The sequence below is a fragment of the Kaistia sp. MMO-174 genome (assembly GCF_037147815.1).
Classification (GTDB): domain Bacteria; phylum Pseudomonadota; class Alphaproteobacteria; order Rhizobiales; family Kaistiaceae; genus Kaistia; species Kaistia nematophila.
On record NZ_JBBCUO010000001.1, the window covers coordinates 222,853 to 239,317 of the forward strand.

Annotated in this window: 15 protein-coding genes; 1 reads left to right on the top strand and 14 read right to left on the bottom strand. The window is 66.6% G+C overall.

The genetic code is table 11. The features are described 5' to 3' along the window. Positions 1-140: 140 nt before the first annotated feature. The 11 genes from WFK98_RS00890 to WFK98_RS00940 form a co-directional block, all read right to left on the bottom strand. A complete protein-coding gene (locus tag WFK98_RS00890) occupies positions 141-1,313 on the bottom strand; it encodes a mandelate racemase/muconate lactonizing enzyme family protein (RefSeq protein WP_336798962.1) in 1,173 nt (390 codons plus the stop codon). Beyond that, positions 1,310-2,290: a transketolase family protein gene (locus tag WFK98_RS00895; protein ID WP_336798963.1), complete on the bottom strand. Its 981-nt coding sequence runs from the start codon at positions 2,288-2,290 to the stop codon at positions 1,310-1,312. The genes WFK98_RS00890 and WFK98_RS00895 overlap by 4 nt, the downstream gene beginning before the upstream one ends. Continuing rightward, the gene (locus WFK98_RS00900; RefSeq protein WP_336798964.1) at positions 2,283-3,134 is read right to left on the bottom strand and encodes a transketolase; all 852 of its coding nucleotides are present in this window, start codon (positions 3,132-3,134) and stop codon (positions 2,283-2,285) included. Before WFK98_RS00900 ends, WFK98_RS00895 begins: the two co-directional genes overlap by 8 nt. Before the next feature lie 2 nt (positions 3,135-3,136). Next, the gene (locus WFK98_RS00905; RefSeq protein ID WP_336798965.1) at positions 3,137-3,916 is read right to left on the bottom strand and encodes an SDR family NAD(P)-dependent oxidoreductase; all 780 of its coding nucleotides are present in this window, start codon (positions 3,914-3,916) and stop codon (positions 3,137-3,139) included. Between the two features lie 338 nt (positions 3,917-4,254). Then, a complete protein-coding gene (locus WFK98_RS00910) occupies positions 4,255-5,049 on the bottom strand; it encodes an HpcH/HpaI aldolase family protein (RefSeq protein WP_336798966.1) in 795 nt (264 codons plus the stop codon). Then, on the bottom strand, positions 5,046-6,164 hold the full coding sequence (locus WFK98_RS00915) for an NAD(P)-dependent oxidoreductase (protein ID WP_336798967.1): 1,119 nt from the start codon (positions 6,162-6,164) through the stop codon (positions 5,046-5,048). The genes WFK98_RS00910 and WFK98_RS00915 overlap by 4 nt, the downstream gene beginning before the upstream one ends. Beyond that, a complete protein-coding gene (locus WFK98_RS00920) occupies positions 6,158-7,429 on the bottom strand; it encodes a mandelate racemase/muconate lactonizing enzyme family protein (RefSeq protein WP_336798968.1) in 1,272 nt (423 codons plus the stop codon). The genes WFK98_RS00915 and WFK98_RS00920 overlap by 7 nt, the downstream gene beginning before the upstream one ends. A gap of 29 nt (positions 7,430-7,458) precedes the next feature. Then, positions 7,459-8,298 carry a carbohydrate ABC transporter permease gene (locus tag WFK98_RS00925; RefSeq protein WP_336798969.1) on the bottom strand — a complete coding sequence of 280 codons (840 nt, stop codon included), beginning with the start codon at positions 8,296-8,298 and terminating at the stop codon, positions 7,459-7,461. Next, the gene (locus tag WFK98_RS00930; RefSeq protein ID WP_266340567.1) at positions 8,295-9,215 is read right to left on the bottom strand and encodes a carbohydrate ABC transporter permease; all 921 of its coding nucleotides are present in this window, start codon (positions 9,213-9,215) and stop codon (positions 8,295-8,297) included. Before WFK98_RS00930 ends, WFK98_RS00925 begins: the two co-directional genes overlap by 4 nt. A 319-nt stretch (positions 9,216-9,534) precedes the next feature. Then, the gene (locus WFK98_RS00935) at positions 9,535-10,848 is read right to left on the bottom strand and encodes an ABC transporter substrate-binding protein (protein ID WP_336798970.1); all 1,314 of its coding nucleotides are present in this window, start codon (positions 10,846-10,848) and stop codon (positions 9,535-9,537) included. A 133-nt stretch (positions 10,849-10,981) separates the two neighbouring features. Continuing rightward, positions 10,982-11,671 carry a GntR family transcriptional regulator gene (locus WFK98_RS00940; RefSeq protein ID WP_266340565.1) on the bottom strand — a complete coding sequence of 230 codons (690 nt, stop codon included), beginning with the start codon at positions 11,669-11,671 and terminating at the stop codon, positions 10,982-10,984. 84 nt (positions 11,672-11,755) lie between these two features. On the opposite strand from WFK98_RS00940, the gene WFK98_RS00945 reads away from it, so the two are divergent. Next, a complete protein-coding gene (locus WFK98_RS00945) occupies positions 11,756-12,793 on the top strand; it encodes a C-terminal binding protein (protein ID WP_336798971.1) in 1,038 nt (345 codons plus the stop codon). 225 nt (positions 12,794-13,018) lie between these two features. Here the strand turns inward: WFK98_RS00945 and WFK98_RS00950 are convergent, their stop codons facing one another. From WFK98_RS00950 to WFK98_RS00960, 3 genes are all read right to left on the bottom strand, one after another. Further along, a complete protein-coding gene (locus WFK98_RS00950) occupies positions 13,019-14,107 on the bottom strand; it encodes an Ldh family oxidoreductase (protein ID WP_266340848.1) in 1,089 nt (362 codons plus the stop codon). Between the two features lie 308 nt (positions 14,108-14,415). Further along, positions 14,416-15,216: a BtpA/SgcQ family protein gene (locus tag WFK98_RS00955; protein ID WP_266340849.1), complete on the bottom strand. Its 801-nt coding sequence runs from the start codon at positions 15,214-15,216 to the stop codon at positions 14,416-14,418. A gap of 40 nt (positions 15,217-15,256) precedes the next feature. Continuing rightward, the gene (locus WFK98_RS00960) at positions 15,257-16,021 is read right to left on the bottom strand and encodes a DeoR/GlpR family DNA-binding transcription regulator (protein ID WP_266340977.1); all 765 of its coding nucleotides are present in this window, start codon (positions 16,019-16,021) and stop codon (positions 15,257-15,259) included. Positions 16,022-16,465: the final 444 nt, after the last annotated feature.

The window sequence follows — 16,465 nt, forward strand, 5'->3', positions numbered from 1 at the left end:
GGTCCGCGGATGCGCGTCGCCGCGCCGACATTTCCTCTCGGTAGCTTCTGGATGGCCCGTCTTCCGGTCGATCAGACCGCGCGCGCCTTGGCCGTCAGTGTGAACATACTATTATAATCATATCAAGGTGCAGATCAGGCCTACGCGCCCGTTTCCTTGCGCTGGCCGAGCCGCTTCTCCCAGCCCTCGGCGTGGATGGTGAGGAACGCCTTGGGATCGTAGGGATGGGCCTTCGCCACCTCGTCGTTGAGCTCGATGCCGAGGCCCGGCGCGTCGGGCAGCGACAGATGGCCGTTCGAAGGATCAATGGTCGGGTGCCAACTGACGAGGTCGCGCGTCCAAGGCTCGTTGAAGGCGTCGAAGTGCTCCTGGATCAGGAAATTTTCGACGCAGGCGGCAAGCTGCAGGCAGACGGCGGTGGCGACCGGGCCACCGCTCTGGTGCGGGGCGATGTAGCTGCCATGTGCCTGCGCAAGATGGGCGACGGCCATCGAATTGCCGATGCCGCCGAGCGACATCGGCTCGGGCTGGAAGATGTTGACGCCGCCACCTTCGGCGAGCGTGAAGAACTGGCCGACCGTGTCGTACATCTCGCCGGTGGCGACGCGGATCGGGCTCGCATGTCCGACCGCATGCACGGTCTCCTGCCGGTCGCGGGTCGTCGGCTCCTCCCACCAATAGAGGTCGAGATGCGCCAGCCGGTTGGCGGCGCGGATCGCCTCGGCCTCGGTGAAGCGGGCATGCACGTCGATCAGGAGCAGCGTGTGCGCCGGTAGGCCTTCGCGCAGCGCGGCGAGAATGTCATGGGCCAGATCCAGCTCCGGCTCGGAGATGAAGCCCTGCGCCGTGCCGAACGGATCGAGTTTCATCGCCTTGAAGCCCTTGGCGATCACGGCCTTTGCCGCTTCGAGGAAGGCCTCCGGCGTGCGCTCGGCGCGATACCAGCCATTGGCGTAGCCGAGCACGCTGTCGCGCACTCGCCCGCCAAGCAGCTGGTGCACCGGCACGCCGAGCGATTTGCCCAGAATGTCCCAGCAGGCGACCTCGATCGCGGCGATCGCCGTGCGGTGGATGTGGCCGCCATCGAGCGAGACGCTGTCGAGCATCTTGCGGGCCAGCGCCGTGACGCGGCGCGGATCCGCGCCGATGACGAAATGCTCGAGCTCGCGGATCGCGGCCTCGGTGGTGCGGATGAAGCCGTTCAGCGTGCCTTCGCCGAGACCGGTGATGCCGGCGTCGGTGTGGACGCGGACGAACAGCCAGTTCTTCCAGCCGGCGCCGACGGCGAAGGTCTCGATCTCCGTGATCTTCATGCTCTCTCCCCCGCGGCTGCGGCGACCAGATCGTCGATCATCAGCCCGTAGCGCTTCTGCAGCGTCGGCACGGAGCCGCATTCGATATAGCGGTCGGGCAGGCCGATACGTGTCAGTCGCCTGGTCATGCCGGCGTCGAACAGGGTTTCCGCCACCAGCGAGGCGAGGCCACCCCGGACGACGTGGTTCTCGGCCGTCACCAGATGCTCGACGCTTCCCGCAAACTGGATCACCGCCTCGGCGTCGAAGGGTTTCAGCGTCGGCACATGCAGCACGCCGGCGGAAATCCCGCGTCTCTCCAGCGCCGCCGCCGCGTCGAGCGCCCGCTCGGTCATGAAGCCGGTGGCGACGAAGCCGACATCCGTGCCGTTGCGCGCCAGCCGCGCCTTGCCGATCGTGAATTCGAAGCCATCCGGCTCGAACACGACCGGCACCTTGCCGCGCAAGAGCCGCATGTAGACGGGGCCGGGATGGGCGGCCGCCGCCCGGGTCGCGGCGGCGATCTCGGTGGCGTCGCAGGGGTCGATGACGACCAGATCGGGGATCAGCCGCATCAGCCCGGTATCCTCGATCGCCTGATGCGTGCCGCCATAGCCGGTTGTCAGCCCCGGCAGGCCGGCGACGATCTTCACCGGCAGGTTCGAATGGGCGCAGGCGATGGCGATGAAATCGAACGCCCGGCGCGAGGCGAAGACGCCATAGGTGGTCGCGAACGGCACGAGGCCGGTGCGCGCCAGCCCGGCCGCGATGGCGACGAGGTTCTGCTCGGCCATGCCGACATTGAAGAAGCGGTCCGGATGGGCGTCGCGGAACGGCAGGATGTCGGTGTATTTGCCGAGATCCGCAGTCAGGCCGACGATGTCGTCGCGAGACTTGGCGATTTCGACCAGCGCATGGCCGAAGGGCGCATCGACCGTGGCGCGGCCACCCGTCGCCTCGTCGCGTCCCATGGCCTGCGTAAAAGCGCGCTCAGCCATGATCCGCCTCCGTCCGTTCCAGTTCATCGATCAGCGCATCCCATTCGTCCGGTTCGACTCGGACGAAATGCGCTTTTTCACGCGCCACAAGCGTGGGCACACCCTGGCCCGGCCGGGTGCGCAGCACGATCGCGTGCGGCTTGCCGCCGGTGGCGCGCGCCTTCTCCAGCGCCGCGACCACCGCCGCCATGTCGTTGCCGTCGATTTCCTGCGTGGCAAAACCGAAGGCGCGCCACTTGTCGGCGACGGGCTCCATGTCGAGCACGACCGGCCCGTCCGCCTGGATGCCGTTGCAGTCGATCAGGGCGACGAGGTTGTCGAGGGAGAAATGGCCGGCGGCCATCGCCGCCTCCCAGGTCGAGCCTTCCTGCATCTCGCCATCGGAGAGTTCGCAGAAGATCCGTGCCGGCGACTTCCCCAGTCGCAGCCCCAGCGCCATGCCGATCGCCTGGCCAAGGCCATGGCCGAGTGAGCCGCCGATCATCTCGACGCCCGGCGTGGTGTCGAGCGTCGACATCTCCAGCCGGCTGTCGTCGGCGCCATAGGTGACGAGTTCGTCGAGCGGGATGACGCCGGCCTCGGCCAGCGTCGCCCAGAGCGCGATGGAATAGTGTCCGGTCGAGAGCAGGAAGCGGTCGCGGTCGGCCGCCTTGAGGTCTGCCGGGTCCCAGCGCATCTCGTGGAAATAGAGCGCGGCGAGCACGTCGCTGATGCCGAGCCCCTGGCCGACATAGCCCTGGCCGGGCCCGCGCGCCATGGTGAGCACATGCCGGCGCATCGATTTCGCCCGCGCTCTCAACGCGGCGATGTCGGCCGTTGCGGGTGGGTGGTTGGCGAGTGCCATGGCTAGTCCCTGTCGAGGCCGCCGGAGGCGTTGAGGCGCTCGGCGGTGATGTAGGAGGGGGCGTCGAGGGCGAGCCAGATCACAGCGGCGGCGACCTCGGCGATCTCGGCGCGGCGGCCGATCGGCACGCGCCTGGTGCGCTCGTCGAGAAAGGCCTGCACGTCGGGACGGCCCTCGATGCGGGCGAGATCGGCCTCGGTCGAGCGCTGCATCTCGGTGTCCATCATGCCGGGGGCGACGCTGTTGACGCGCACGCCGAAGGGCGCGAGCGCGATCGCCGCCGCGCGGGTGATGGAATCGACGCCGGCTTTCGAGGCGGCATAGGCGGCGTAGTTCGGCAGCGCCATGCGCGAGGCCGGCGAGGTCAGGTTGACGATCCGGCCTTCGCCCTGGCGTTTCATCAGCTCGCCGGCGGCGATCGTCAGCATCGCCACGGCGGTGACGTTGACGGCGAGCGTCTTCTGCCAGGTAGCGGCCTTCATCTCTAGGAAGGGCTCGATGCGGCCGAAGCCCGCATTGTTGATCAGGATGTCGAGCCCGCCCCATTCGCGCTCGACCTGGCCGATGATCGCGTCCGGCGCGTCCGGCGCGGTCAGGTCGGCGGCGATGACGAGCGGCGCGGCCGCCGCGTCGCCGACGAGCGCACGCGTCTGTTCGAGCCCCTTGGCGTCGATGTCGATCAGCGCCACGGCGACGCCGCGGCGCGCGAGTTCGACGGCGAGTTCACGGCCGAGCCCGGCCGCGGCGCCGGTGACGGCGGCACGTTTTCCCTCAAGGGCCAATTGGATCTCCTCCCCAATTTGCATTTATGGTAACGCTACCATTTGAAGTGTCAATCAGGATCGGGCGGGATTTCGAGTGGCGGATGGCCGCTTGTCTGCGTGTGTCGGGGGCGATGATTTGCCGACCACGGCAATTCAAGCGCTGACCCGACTGACACGCTGAGGCGTCATCCCTGCGAAAGCAGGGATCCAGCTTCCTTTCGACGACAGATATCTCTGAAGGCCCGGCCTGGATCCCTGCTTTCGCAGGGATGACGGCGGCGGCTAGGTCTCGCGGGCTGGCCTCTGTAGACGGAAATCGAGAGGCAAGCCCGCGAAGCGGGATCTGGCGGCGAAACCTACTCCGCCGCCACCCTTGTCTTTGCGGCGTAGGCCTGCCAGTCGCGGAACTGGGCCTCGGCGGCGACGCGGAAATAATGGAGGTCGCTGCCGGCGGCGACGAACAGGAAGCCGTCGTCGAAAGCCTGCTGCCAGGTCTTGCCGCGGCGCGGCACGGTGGCCAGCGGCTTGCCGGTCGGCTCGACCGCGGCGATACACTCGGCAATCAGCGCCTCGACTTCCGGCGCGCCGGTCTGGCCGGGCATGCCGATGCTGCCGGAGAGGTCGGTCGGGCCGATGAACACCACGTCGACGCCGTCGACATCGGCGATGGCGCGGGCGTTCTTCACCCCCAGCTCGGTCTCGATCTGCACGACGATGAGCAGTTCGTCATGCACGCGCTCCATGTAGTCCTTGGCGATGCCGTAGCCGGCGGCGCGGGTGATGTCCCAGGCGTTGCCGCGCTTGCCGAGCGGCGGGAAGCGGCAGGCGTCGACGATCCGCTTCGCCTCCTCCGCCGTCTCGACCATCGGCACCAGCAGCGCCTCGGCGCCGGCATCGGCGATGCGGCGCAGCGTGATCGGATCGGAGGACGGCACGCGGATCATCGCGGTCGAATTCGTGCAGGCGGCCGCTCGCATGACGTCGACGGCCGTCAGCACGTCGCCGGTGCCGTGCTCGAGATCGAGGATGAAGAAGTCGAAGCCGGTCAGCGCCGTGATCTCGGCGAAGGTCGGGTCGGGGCTCTGCAGCCACATGCCGAAGGATTTTTGGCCGGCTTTCAGATTGGCCTTCAGACGGTTCTTGCGGATCATGTTGGTCTCGGTTCTGCGGGATCTGCGGATGGAGCGAAGCGGGCGAGCTTGGCCTGGAAGCCGGGGCGCTCGAGAACGGCGGGATTGACGATGGTCGCGGGAACACGCCCCTCCGCCACGCCGATCATGCCGTCGGCGATCAGCGTCATGGTGAGCCGGGCGGCGTCGCGGGTCGAAGGCAGCCAGTGCGGCGTCAGGATGACGTTTGGAAGCGCGGTGAGCGGATCGTCCTTGGGCAGCGGCTCGTGCTCGAACACGTCGAGTCCCGCGCCGGCGATCCAGCCATCGCGCAGCGCCGTGACGAGCGCCGCCTGGTCGACGATCTCGCCGCGCGCGACATTGACGAAATAGGCGGTCGGCTTCATGCGGCGGAAATGCGCCGCCGTGACCAGCCCGCGCGTATGGGCGTCGAGGCGGTTGTGCAGCGAGACGAAATCGGCGCCTGCGAACAGTTCGTCGAGGCTGTCGACGAGGGTGACGCCGAGATGCGCCGCCTCGATCTCGGAGGCGTGCGGCGAAAAGGCGAGGATCTCCATGCCCCAGGGCGCGGCGAGGCGGGCGAGCTCGCGGCCCGAGGCCCCGAGGCCGACGATGCCGAGCACCTTGCCCGGCAGGTCGAGGCCCATGGTGACGGGCTGGAGGTCCCAGCGTCCGTCGCGGACCATGCGCTCCTGCTCCGGCAACCGCTTCGCCAGCGCCAGCATCAGCAGGAAGGCGGAAGAGGCGGTGGCGTGGGTCAGCGTGTCCGGCGCGTTGTAGACGGCGACGTCATTCTGCGTGCAGGCGTCGAGGTCGATCTTGTCGATGCCGGCGCCGGCGCGGCCGATCACCGTCAGCCGCTCGGCGCCCTCGGCAAAGGCCGACGCCTTCACCCAGGGCCGGAAGATGACGATGCCGTCGGCGCTGGCGACATGCCGGGGCGTGATCTCAAGCGAGTAGAGCCGGTCCTGATAGGTCGGGTCGCCCGGGCTCGGCGACTGATCGCGCAGGAAATCGACGGTGATCGCGGGATGGCCGTCATAGCGGTCGAGCGCGATGTCGGGGATGGCGAGCTGGCCATCCGGGCCGAGATAATCGCCCGTATAGGCGATGGTGAAACGAGGGGTGTCTACCATCGCTTCAGGCTTTCCTCGGTGGTGGTCTCGATCCGCGCGCCCGGGCGGGTGAACAGATCCTCGCGCAGCTTCGTGCCGAGGCCCGGCCGGTCGGGCAGGTGCAGATGACCGTCGCGCACTTCGATCCGGTCGGTGACGACGTCGTCGTACCAGCCGTCGATATAGCCGCGCACCGTCTCCATGATCAGCCCATTCGGGATGTGGTGCATCAGATGCGTCGCCGCCCAGAGCGCCACCGGGCCGATGGTGTCGTGGCAGGTGACAGGCAGCATGTAGGTGTCGGCCATGGCGGCGATCTTGCGGCCCTCTGTCAGGCCGCCGCCCCAGGAGAGGTCGGGCATGATGATGTCGGCGGCGCCGCGCTCGATCCAGGGCCGGTAGCCGAAGCGCGTGAACACGCGCTCGCTCTGGCAGATCGGGATGGTGGTCGCCTGCTTCAGCCGGACATAGCTCTCGACATTGTCGGGCGGCATGATCTCTTCCAGCCACAGGATGTCATAAGGTTCTAGGGCGCGGGCGATTTTCGTCGAGGCGGGGAGGTCCCAGCGCGCATGGCCCTCGATCGCGATCGCCATCCTGTCGCCGACGGCGGCGCGGATGTCGGCGACGATCTTTATCCCCGCCGCGAGGTCTTCGTTGGAGATGTTGTGGCCGAGCGGGCCGGCGGCGGTCTCGGCGCCCCAGATCACCATCGGCTTCCGCGTGTCGACCGGGCCGGAGAGGGTGGGGCCGAACTGGTCGAACGGCCAGATCTTCATCGCCGTGATGCCCTGGTCGACGAGGCTCTGCGCCAGTTCGCCGGCGCGTCCCTTCAGCCAGGCGTTCAGGTCGTCGTATTTCCCGTAGCCGACGCAGGTGTTGTAGACCTCGATGCGGTCGCGGCTGCGACCGCCGAGCATGGTGTAGATCGGCTCGCCCGCGTTCTGGCCGGCGAGGTCCCAGAGCGCCACGTCGATGGCCGAGATCGCCCGCATCTCGGCGCCGTTGGCGCCGCAGAAATTCACCAGCGCGGCCATGTTCGACCAGTGGTTCTCGATGTCGCGCGCGTCGCGGCCGATCAGCAGCGGCGCGAAGATGTCGTGGACGATCGCGGCGACCGCGCGGGGCAGATAGTAGGTCTCGCCGAGGCCGATCAGGCCCTTGTCGGTGTGAACGCGGACCCAGAGATTGTTGGGCAGCGCCTGCCGTGCCTTCGGATTAAGCTTGGCCCATTCGGCCTGCGGCAGCGCCTCGAACCAGACCGTCTCGATCTTCGTGATCTTCATCGCATGCCCCCTGAAGGCCGTGGTTGTCGTTATCCCTTGACCGCTCCGGCGGTGAGGCCGCGCAGCAGGTGGCGCTGGATCGCCATGTAGAAGAGCACCGGCAGCACAGAGAATGTGACGCCCGCCGCCATCAGCACGAAGAGCGGCGTGTCGAGCTGGGTCATCAGCGTCGCGAGGCCGAGCGAGGCGGTGTAGAGCTCGTTGCGGGTGATCAGCGTCGAGGCGAAGAGATATTCGTTCCAGCTGGCGAAGAAGGCGATGACGCTGACGGCGACGAGGCCGGGCCGGGTCAGCGGCAGCACCACCAGCCACAGCACCTTCCAGCGGTCGCAGCCATCGATCAGCGCCGCCTCGACGATCTCCTTCGGCACGGCGTCGAACGACGCCTTCAGCACCCAGGCGCAGAGCGGCACGACGAAGGCGGTGTGGAGGAGCGCGAGCGCCCAGAGATTGTCGGTCCAGCCGAGATTCCGGTAGAGCGCCAACACCGGCGCGACGACCACGGCCGCCGGCATCATCTGGGTGAAGAGCAGCAGCAACCCGAAGGCCGAGCGGCCCGGCCAGTAGAGCCGCGACAGCGCATAGGCGCCTGGAATCACCAGGATCAGCGTGCCGATCACCGTCAACGAGGCGACCAGCGTCGAGAGCATCAGCCAGCGGGCGATCGGCTTGTCGGTGAAGAGCTGCCAGTAGGAGGAGATGTCGATGCTGCCGGGCAGGAGCGGCGGCGGGAAGGAGAGCGATTCCGCCGAGGGCCGGATCGACGAGACGATCATCCAGTAGACCGGGAAGAAGATGATCGCCGAGACGAGAAGGATCGCAGCGCCGCGCAGCAGATCCTCGAGCGAGGGGAGGCGGGAGGCTCTCATGCGTCTCCCTCCAGCCGGCGCTGCAGGACGACGAAGCAGGTCGTCGCGATTGCCGAGATCAGGAAGCCGACGACGGCGATCGCGCCGGCATAGCTGAAATTATAGAAGCGGAAGGCCTGCATGTAGATCGCCGGCGCCAGCGTCGTCGTGGCGTCGACCGGGCCGCCGCCGGTGATCAGCCAGATCAGCGTGAATTGCTGCGTCGAATAGATGAAGGCGAGCACGGCGAGCAGCGCGACGGTGCCGCGAATGCCGGGAAGGGTGATGTAGCGGAACTGGGCGAAGCGGCCGGCGCGGTCGATCTTCGCCGCCTCATAAAGCTCGGCCGGTACGTTCTGCAGCGCCGAGAGCAGCACCAGCGAATAGAACGGAAAGCCCTTCCAGACCGTCGCGCCGATCACCACCAGCATGGCGAGCGTCGGGTCGAGCAGCCATTGCGGGTTCTCGGTGACGCCAGGAACGAGCCGCAGGAAGGCGTTGAACACGCCGAAGCTCGGATCGAGCATCAGCACGAAGGTGATGGCGACGGGCACCTCGGGAATGGCCCAGGGCACGGTCAGGAGGCTTCGCACCACGCCGCGGCCGCGAAAGCTCCAGTTCATCAGCAGGGACAGGGCGAGCCCGATCGCAAGGATGATGACGACGACGGAAAAGGTGAAGACCAGCGTGTGCTGGATCATCCGCCAGAAGTCGGGATCGACGAGCATATAGCGGTAATTGTCGAGCCCGAGGCCGGCCGGCGTATCGAGGCTGAACAGGGCGCCGCGGATGATCGGATAGATCACCAGCGCCCCTTCGAGCGCCAGCATCGGCAGGATCAGGAGATAGGGGAAGGCTCGGCTGCCGACCACGCCGGCGCGTCGCGCGGGCTTGGTCCGGCTTGGGCGATCCGTCGTCTGGGTGAGCACCGAAGCCATTGCCGATACGCGGTCCTTGTATGCGATGCGCGCCCGATACCGGGGCGAAGTGCGGTCCGCTCGCCGTCATCCCGGGCCGGGCCCGGGATCCATCCCGCCAGGAACGGGAGGGACGGCATGGATCCCCGCTTGCGCGGAGATGACGGGGGAGGCGGAACAGTTCTTTACCTCTCCCTTAGGGAGGGGTCGGAACGAAGCTCCGGGTGAGGGGGTAAGGAACCATCCGGAGAGGCCGTAGAACCCTCACCCGCCGGTCTTCGGCCATCGACCTCTCCCTCAGGGAGAGGTGAAGAGGCCTCGGCCTTCATCCGGATGGCGGCTAAAGCCTTGTCGCCAGCGCTTCGAGCTGGCGCTGGGCGCCGTCCATCGCCGTCTTCACCGAACCGCCGGGGCGCAGCGCGCTCTGGAAGTTCTGCATGATGATGCGGCCGAACTGATCGTCGGCGAAGGCGAAATCGCCCATCACGTCGATCGGAGAGACCTGCTTGGCCTCGTTGAAGCCGGTCACCCACGGCTTGTCGGCGAGGAAGGCGCGGAACTTCTCCGATTTCGCGGCGAGGTCGTAGGGCGGCATGACGTAGAGGTTGGTGATCATCAGATCGGCCATGACGTCGGGCGTCATGACGAACTGGATGAACTCCTTGGCGCCTTCCGAATTCTTGCCCTTGAGCGCGATCAGCGGATGGATGCGGTCGAGCGAGCGGCGGCTCGCCCAGGGCGGCGCGGCCGAAAGCAGGTCCGGGTAGATGTCCGGGTTGGTGGCGCGCAGCACGACGACGGTCGGATTGACGCCGAAGGCCTGGGCGACGCGTCCGTCGGCGGCGAGCTTCATGATTGCGCTTTGCGCCGTGCCCTGCGGCACGCCGGCCTCGTAGAGGCTCTTCCAGAGCTCGAGACCCTTGACCACCTCGGGCGAATTGGCGAGCGGCGTCTTGCCCTCCGCCCATTTGCCGTCGAAGGGCAGGCAGAAATTCTGCAGCTGGAACCACCACTCGCCGGAATCGGCGATGACGTTGGTGAGCGCGATGCCGAACTGGTCGGGCCGCTTGGTCAGCTTGGCCGTCGTCTCGATCCACTCTTCCGGCGTCGTTGCCGGCTTTGCGCCAGCCTTCTCGAACAGCGCCTTGTTGTAGACGAGGGCGAAGTTCACATCGATGGCCGAGAGGCCGTAGAGCTTGCCGTCCTTGCGCAGGAATTCGTGGCCGCCGGAGGGCGTGATGCCGAGCGCCTTGACGACGTCGTCGAGCGGCTCGGCGAGCTGGAACTTGCGGATCACCTGGGCGGAGAGGTCGGGCATCGCCATCAGGATGTCCGCGTCGATGCCGCCGGCCTGGGCCTGGATGACGACGTTCGACACATACTGGCTGGCGGGCCAGCCGGTCCATTCGACCTGGTACTTGTTCTGCGACTGGTTGAACTTCTCGATGACGGCGTTCCAGCCGTCCTTCTCGCCCGGCTGGAACTGCTCCCAGCTCATCAGCTTGAGCTTGGTGCGGTCCGCCGCGCGCGCCGGCCGGCTGATGAGGGGCGTGGTGGCGATCGCGCCGCCCATCGCGGCCGCGCCCGCCAGCAGCTGGCGTCGCGTCGGGCGGATGCCCGACAGCGTGGAAGACGGCCTGTACAGCTTCGTCATGCTCGTTCTCCTCCCTCGGCATGCGGCGGGACGCGCGCACGCTGCAAGGCGGCTTTATCCGCCATTGTTAATTGTTAACAATGAGACGATAGCATGAGGGGGCGGGCTGTCAAGGCGAGGCGCCATGCCTGTGTCAGTCGGCCGGGGTCGGCTCTGTCGCCAAGAGATGTTCTTTCAGGCGGCCATAGGCGGCGTCGAGATGCTCTTCGATGCATGCAAGAGCCGCGGCCGCGTCGCGGCTGCGCACGACCTGAAGCAGGCCGGCATGGGCGTGGTACCACGAGGTGAGATAATCTTCCGGCAGGCCGTCCCGAAGCAGCAGGAAGACGAAGATCTGCGAGCGCAGCGCCTCCCAGGCGCGATAGAGGCGGGCGTGATGGGCCGCGCGGAACAGTGCGTCATGAAAGTCGATATCGAGCTCCGCGACCCGGCGGCGCGTCATCGTAGAGCGCGGAATTGATTGAAATAACAGAAGAATTGCTTCGAGCGGCGCGAGGTCGCTTTCCGTCGCATGGGTGCAGGCTTCCGTGACCGCGAGTTTCTCCAGCGCTTTGCGCAGGCTGTAGATCTCGTTGGCGTCATGCAGCGAGATCTGCGCCACGGTGGCGCCGCGATGCGTCTCATGCACCACCAGCCCTTCCTGCTGCAGGCGGAAGATTGCCTGGCGGATCGGACCGCGGCTGACATTCAGGCTCTCCGCCAGTTCGTCCTCGATCAGGCGCTCGCCGCGCTTGAAGCGACCGCTGAGGATCGCCTCGCGGAGTGCGTCCGCGACGTCGTCGGTCAGCACGCGCCGTTCGCGGCGCTGCAGGGGTGGGGTCATTGGGCTCTTGCTCATCGATACAGTCTACTGTTAACAATCTGCATAGCGCCAGCACGAAAGTGGCGAGGAACGGCAGGAAACACTATGCGCATTCTGAAGGCCAATTGGTATCCGCCCGAGAATCCGGAGCTTCTCGAGCTCTTCGGTTCGAAGGCGGAATTCGACATCGATCCCATTCCTGCCGACCCGGCCTATCGCTTGGCGCGGGCGCGCAGCGCCGCTGCCGACGCCGTGATCAACTGCTCGGCCACCCATCTGCTGCCGGCCGATCTCGACGACTTCGAGAAGGTGAAGATCGTCGTGCGCGAGGGCGTCGGTTACGACAATCTCGACCTCGAGGGCTGGGGCGCGCGCGGCGTGCCCGTCTGCAACGTGCCGGACTACGGCACGACGGAGGTGGCGGATCACGCCATCGCGCTGATGCTGGCGCTGACGCGCGGCACCGATACCTATGACCGTCTGCTCAACAGCGATCCCGTCAATGGCTGGAGCTTTTCGCGGGCGCCGCTGGTTCGCCGCCTGCGTGGCGCCACCTTCGGCATTGTCGGCCTTGGCCGGATCGGCCTTGCCGCCGCCCGTCGCGCCGCCGCCTTCGACATGCGCGTCGTCTTCTACGATCCGCATCTTTCCAACGGCGTCGAACTGTCGACCGGCTATGAGCGGGTGCACAGCCTCAAGGAGCTAATGTCCATCAGCGACGTGCTCAGCCTGCACGCGCCGCGCAGCGCCGAGACGACTGGCATGATCAACGCCGACGCTCTCGCTGCGGCCAAGCCAGGCCTTGTCCTGGTCAACACGGCGCGCGGGCCGATCGTCGACATCGACGCGCTTTACGACGCGATGAAGGACGGGCGCGTCGCCGGCGCCGGTCTCGACGTGCTGCCGCAGGAGCCGGCCGATCGCAGCCAGAAGCTGATCGCCGCCTGGGCCGCCAACGAGCCCTGGATCCAGGGTCGCCTGGTGCTTTCTCCGCACGCCGCCTTCTACAGCCCGGCGGCGATGAAGGACATGCAGCGCAAGGCGGTCGAGTGCATCCTCACCTATCTGAACGAGGGTCGCCTCACCAACTGCGTCAATCGCGAGTTCCTGGTGACGCCGGCCAAGGTGCGCAGGGCTTCCTGAGCGCCTCCGTCGTCATCCCGGACGCAGCGGAGCGGAGATCCGGGATCCATCCAGCCGGGACATCGGGAGGTGCGCGCGGCGGCATGGATCCTTGCTTTCGCAAGGATGACGGAGAGCGTGGGCTTGCCAGAAGCTCCATAGGGCAAAGTCCGGCCGGAACAGGACAAAAAAGAAGGGCGGCGATCGCGCGATCGCCGCCCTTCTTCAATTCAGGCAACCGGAAGCTCAGCCGGCGTCGGCGGTCGCGGCCGGCACCTTCACGCCATACTGGGCGGCGAAGCCCTCGAGCGCGCCCCAGGTGACGTTATCGACCGGGATGCCTTCGACAGCGCGCTTCTTGGCTTCGCCCTTCTCGATGTCGGACGGCGCATAGACCTTCTGGCCGGGCTTGGCCGGCTGGGCGCGGAGGTCGGCGAGGAAGTCGCTGATGCGCGCGTCGAAGGCGGAGAGCGCCTGGAACACGGCCGGCGACAGCACGATGAAGAAATGGCCGATCTGGATCGGCTTGGAGAAGTCCGGGCCGTTGAACGAGGCCATCGTCTTGCCATGGCCCATGCCGGTGAAGGCCGAGCAGAGCAGGTCGACCATGCCGGCGAGGCCCGAGCCCTTGTAGCCGTAATCGGCGCCGCCGACCGGGGCGACCCAGACCGCCGCGTTGGCATCGGTGGTGAACTCGCCCTTGTCGTCGACCGCGACCTCTTCCGGCAGCGGCTGGCCGGTGGCGCGGCGCAGGCCGACGCGGTTGAACGGGATCGAACTGGTGGCCATGTCCAGCACCATCGGATCCTCGCCCTCGACCGGAACGGCGAAGGAAAGCGGGTTGGTGCCGAAGAAGGCCGAGGCGCCGCCATGCGGGATCACCATCGCGTCGGCATGGGTCATGCCGATGGCGACGAAGCCCTTGGTCGCGGCATAGCGCGTGTAGACGCCGGTGGCGCCGTGATGGGTCGAGCGGCCGACGGTCGCGACCGCCACGCCGGTCTTCTCGGCAAGCTTGGCTGCCTCGTCGATCGCGCGGTAGCTGGCATAGTGGCCGAGGCCGTCATCGGCGTCGACGTGGACGGCGGAAGCCGCCTTTTCGGTGACGGTGAGCGAGGGCGTCTTGTTGATGCGGCCGCCGGCGAGGCCCTGCATGTAGAACGGGATCAGGCGGACGCCATGCGTGTCGTAGGCGCGGGCCGAGGCGTCGACCACGGCGCGGGCGCAGGCTTCGGCGCTCTCGCGGTTCACGCCGGCTGCGGTGAACAGCTCAGCGACGAACGGTTCGACGTCACGGGCTGCGGCGCGAACGCCCGCGATCTTTTCCAGGGCCATTTTCTCTTCCTCGAGCAAGCGCAGAACCGGTAGGCGCCGGGTCGGCGTCAGGGTTCGCCAGATGACAATCCTCGGGATGCGCGCATGCCTTCGCGGGCCCGCGCAACCGCGCACCCTCGTCTAAGGCGAATCCGCTTTGCATTCAAACGATGATTGGCAGGGAAGGTATGGCCGACGCTGGGGAAGGTGCGAGAATTTTGCGCGGTGGTCTGATTGTATGACAATTCGCCCACATATGGCGCGGCGCATCCGGGTGGGGCAGGGTCCTTCCGGCCGGAGGCGTCCGGCCGGAAGGGGCATTCAAGGGATCAGCGCAGCGAGTTGACCTTGTCCATGAAGCGCTTGACGCGGTCGCCGTCGACGGCGTTCCAGGTGTAGCCGTCGACCTTGAAGTGCGTGCCGATGACGACGCCCGAGGCGAAGTTGAAGATGTCGGTGACGTTGTCGATGTTAACGCCGGTATTGGCGAAGATCGGCACGTTCTTGACCGTCTCGGCGACCTTGCGCAGGTTCGACGCGTCGGCCGGCTCGCCGGTGATCGGGCCGGAGACCAGGATGGCGTCGGCGAGCGACGAGAAGACGGCGCTCTTGGCGCGCAGCTCGATCGGGCGCTGGTCGAGCGAGTGGGCGAACTCGGCGTTGATGTTGAAGAGCAGCTTCATGTCATCGCGGCCGAGATTGTGGCGCAGCCGCGAGGCCTCGGCGCAGTTCGGCTCCCAGATGCCCATGTCGGAGGCGAACACGCCCGTGAAGATCTCGCGCACGAAGGACGCGCCGGTGACGGCGCCGATCGAGACCGAGGCGATCGGATCCCAGAGGTAGTTGACGCCGAACGGCACCTTCAGCTCCGGCTTGATCGCCTGGACGATGGCCGACATGGCGGCGATCGATTCAGGCGAGCCCTTGAAGACATAGGGGCGGTCGTTCTCGTTGCCGAACATGATGGCGTCGACGCCGCCGGCCTGCAGCTTTTCCACGTCGGCGAGGGCGTCGTCGATGAGCTTGTTCAGGCCACCCTTGGCGTCATAAAGCGGCGCACCCGGCAGGGCGCCGATATGCGACATCGAGATGACGACCTTCTTCTTGTCGCCGAAAAAGTCAAAAACCATGGTCTGCTCCATTGCGAGAGAAACGGGGGAAGGGTGAACCTCAGGGGGCGACGTGGACGTCGACCCTGGCGGCCTTGAGCGCCGCGGCGATTTCGGGGGGCGGCGGCGCGTCTGTGATCAGAACATCGATCTCGGTTAGCGGGGCGACATGCACCAGCGACATGCGCTGGAACTTGGACGAGTCGCACAATGCAACCTTCAGGCCGGACCGGTTGAGATAGACCTGCTTCAGGTCGACATCCTCGAACGAGTAGTCGAACAGCCCGCTTTCCGTCAGGCCGGACAGGCCGATGAAGCAGATGTCGAACCAGAGCTTCTCGAACTGGGCGACCGCCTCGGCGCCGCCGACGGAAAGTTCGTCGCGCCGGACCCGGCCGCCGGCGAGATAGACCTCGGCCTGGCTCGAGCCGAGCAGGGCGGCGACGCGCACGCTGTTGGTGAAGACCTTGGCATGAGCCCGCTCGCGCAGATGGTCGGCGATCAGATAGGTCGTGGTGCCGACATCGAGCGCGATGGTACGATGCGCCATGGAAAGGGCGGCGGCCGCGGCGGCGATGCGTTCCTTGGCTTCATGCTGGCGGCGGAGCCTGGCATCGAAGCTCGGCTCCTCGCTGTCCATCGACACGGTGGTGGTGCCGACGGCGCTGACAGCGCCGCCATGGGTGCGGATGAGCCGGCCGGCGCGCTCGAGTTCGACCAGGTCGCGCCGCACGGTCATGTCGGAGACCTGCAGCTGCGCCGCAATATCGGCGACCAGCACGGCTCCGGTCGAGCGGAGCGCGTCGAGGATGGCGGCATGGCGCATTTCCGGCAGGATGCGGGCGCGCGCCGCGGCGCTTGGATCGGGTTTCCGGCTGGTGATCGGCGACTGGGTCACTCAACTTCCCTGCATGTTTCCGCTGCCTTGCGGCGGCGGACGAGGCCGCGGTGGAGTCGCTTCATGCATAGCAGGTATATAAACAAATTCAAACACGATTCATGTTTTCTTGTTCGAACGTGTTGATGTTGGCGGGCGTCGGAAATTTGAACAGAATTGTCACAAACCGTCGCTCCATAATTTTCTTATATTGTACAATGGGTTGGATTGTGGCTGGCGATGCCGTTCCGTTAGTTCGGGTAAAAAATAAACACGATCGCCCAAAAATCATTCTTGAGGCGTTTGAATTTGTGCGCATACAATCGGCTCGCTTGCGCTGGAAGGTGTCGGCCATGGGCCGGCAAATTGCGGAGGGCAGAACGGGAGCCGAGA

What these genes read in the sequence shown, in the direction of transcription:
- WFK98_RS00910 (WP_336798966.1), bottom strand. Translation starts at nt 5,049, where the DNA reads ATGATCCGCAAGAACCGTCTGAAGGCCAATCTGAAAGCCGGCCAAAAA.
- WFK98_RS00915 (WP_336798967.1), bottom strand. Translation starts at nt 6,164, where the DNA reads ATGGTAGACACCCCTCGTTTCACCATCGCCTATACGGGCGATTATCTC.
- WFK98_RS00895 (WP_336798963.1), bottom strand. Translation starts at nt 2,290, where the DNA reads ATGGCTGAGCGCGCTTTTACGCAGGCCATGGGACGCGACGAGGCGACG.
- WFK98_RS00890 (WP_336798962.1), bottom strand. Translation starts at nt 1,313, where the DNA reads ATGAAGATCACGGAGATCGAGACCTTCGCCGTCGGCGCCGGCTGGAAG.
- WFK98_RS00920 (WP_336798968.1), bottom strand. Translation starts at nt 7,429, where the DNA reads ATGAAGATCACGAAGATCGAGACGGTCTGGTTCGAGGCGCTGCCGCAG.
- WFK98_RS00955 (WP_266340849.1), bottom strand. Translation starts at nt 15,216, where the DNA reads ATGGTTTTTGACTTTTTCGGCGACAAGAAGAAGGTCGTCATCTCGATG.
- WFK98_RS00925 (WP_336798969.1), bottom strand. Translation starts at nt 8,298, where the DNA reads ATGAGAGCCTCCCGCCTCCCCTCGCTCGAGGATCTGCTGCGCGGCGCT.
- WFK98_RS00900 (WP_336798964.1), bottom strand. Translation starts at nt 3,134, where the DNA reads ATGGCACTCGCCAACCACCCACCCGCAACGGCCGACATCGCCGCGTTG.
- WFK98_RS00950 (WP_266340848.1), bottom strand. Translation starts at nt 14,107, where the DNA reads ATGGCCCTGGAAAAGATCGCGGGCGTTCGCGCCGCAGCCCGTGACGTC.
- WFK98_RS00960 (WP_266340977.1), bottom strand. Translation starts at nt 16,021, where the DNA reads ATGCGCCATGCCGCCATCCTCGACGCGCTCCGCTCGACCGGAGCCGTG.
- WFK98_RS00940 (WP_266340565.1), bottom strand. Translation starts at nt 11,671, where the DNA reads ATGACCCCACCCCTGCAGCGCCGCGAACGGCGCGTGCTGACCGACGAC.
- WFK98_RS00930 (WP_266340567.1), bottom strand. Translation starts at nt 9,215, where the DNA reads ATGGCTTCGGTGCTCACCCAGACGACGGATCGCCCAAGCCGGACCAAG.
- WFK98_RS00935 (WP_336798970.1), bottom strand. Translation starts at nt 10,848, where the DNA reads ATGACGAAGCTGTACAGGCCGTCTTCCACGCTGTCGGGCATCCGCCCG.
- WFK98_RS00945 (WP_336798971.1), top strand. Translation starts at nt 11,756, where the DNA reads ATGCGCATTCTGAAGGCCAATTGGTATCCGCCCGAGAATCCGGAGCTT.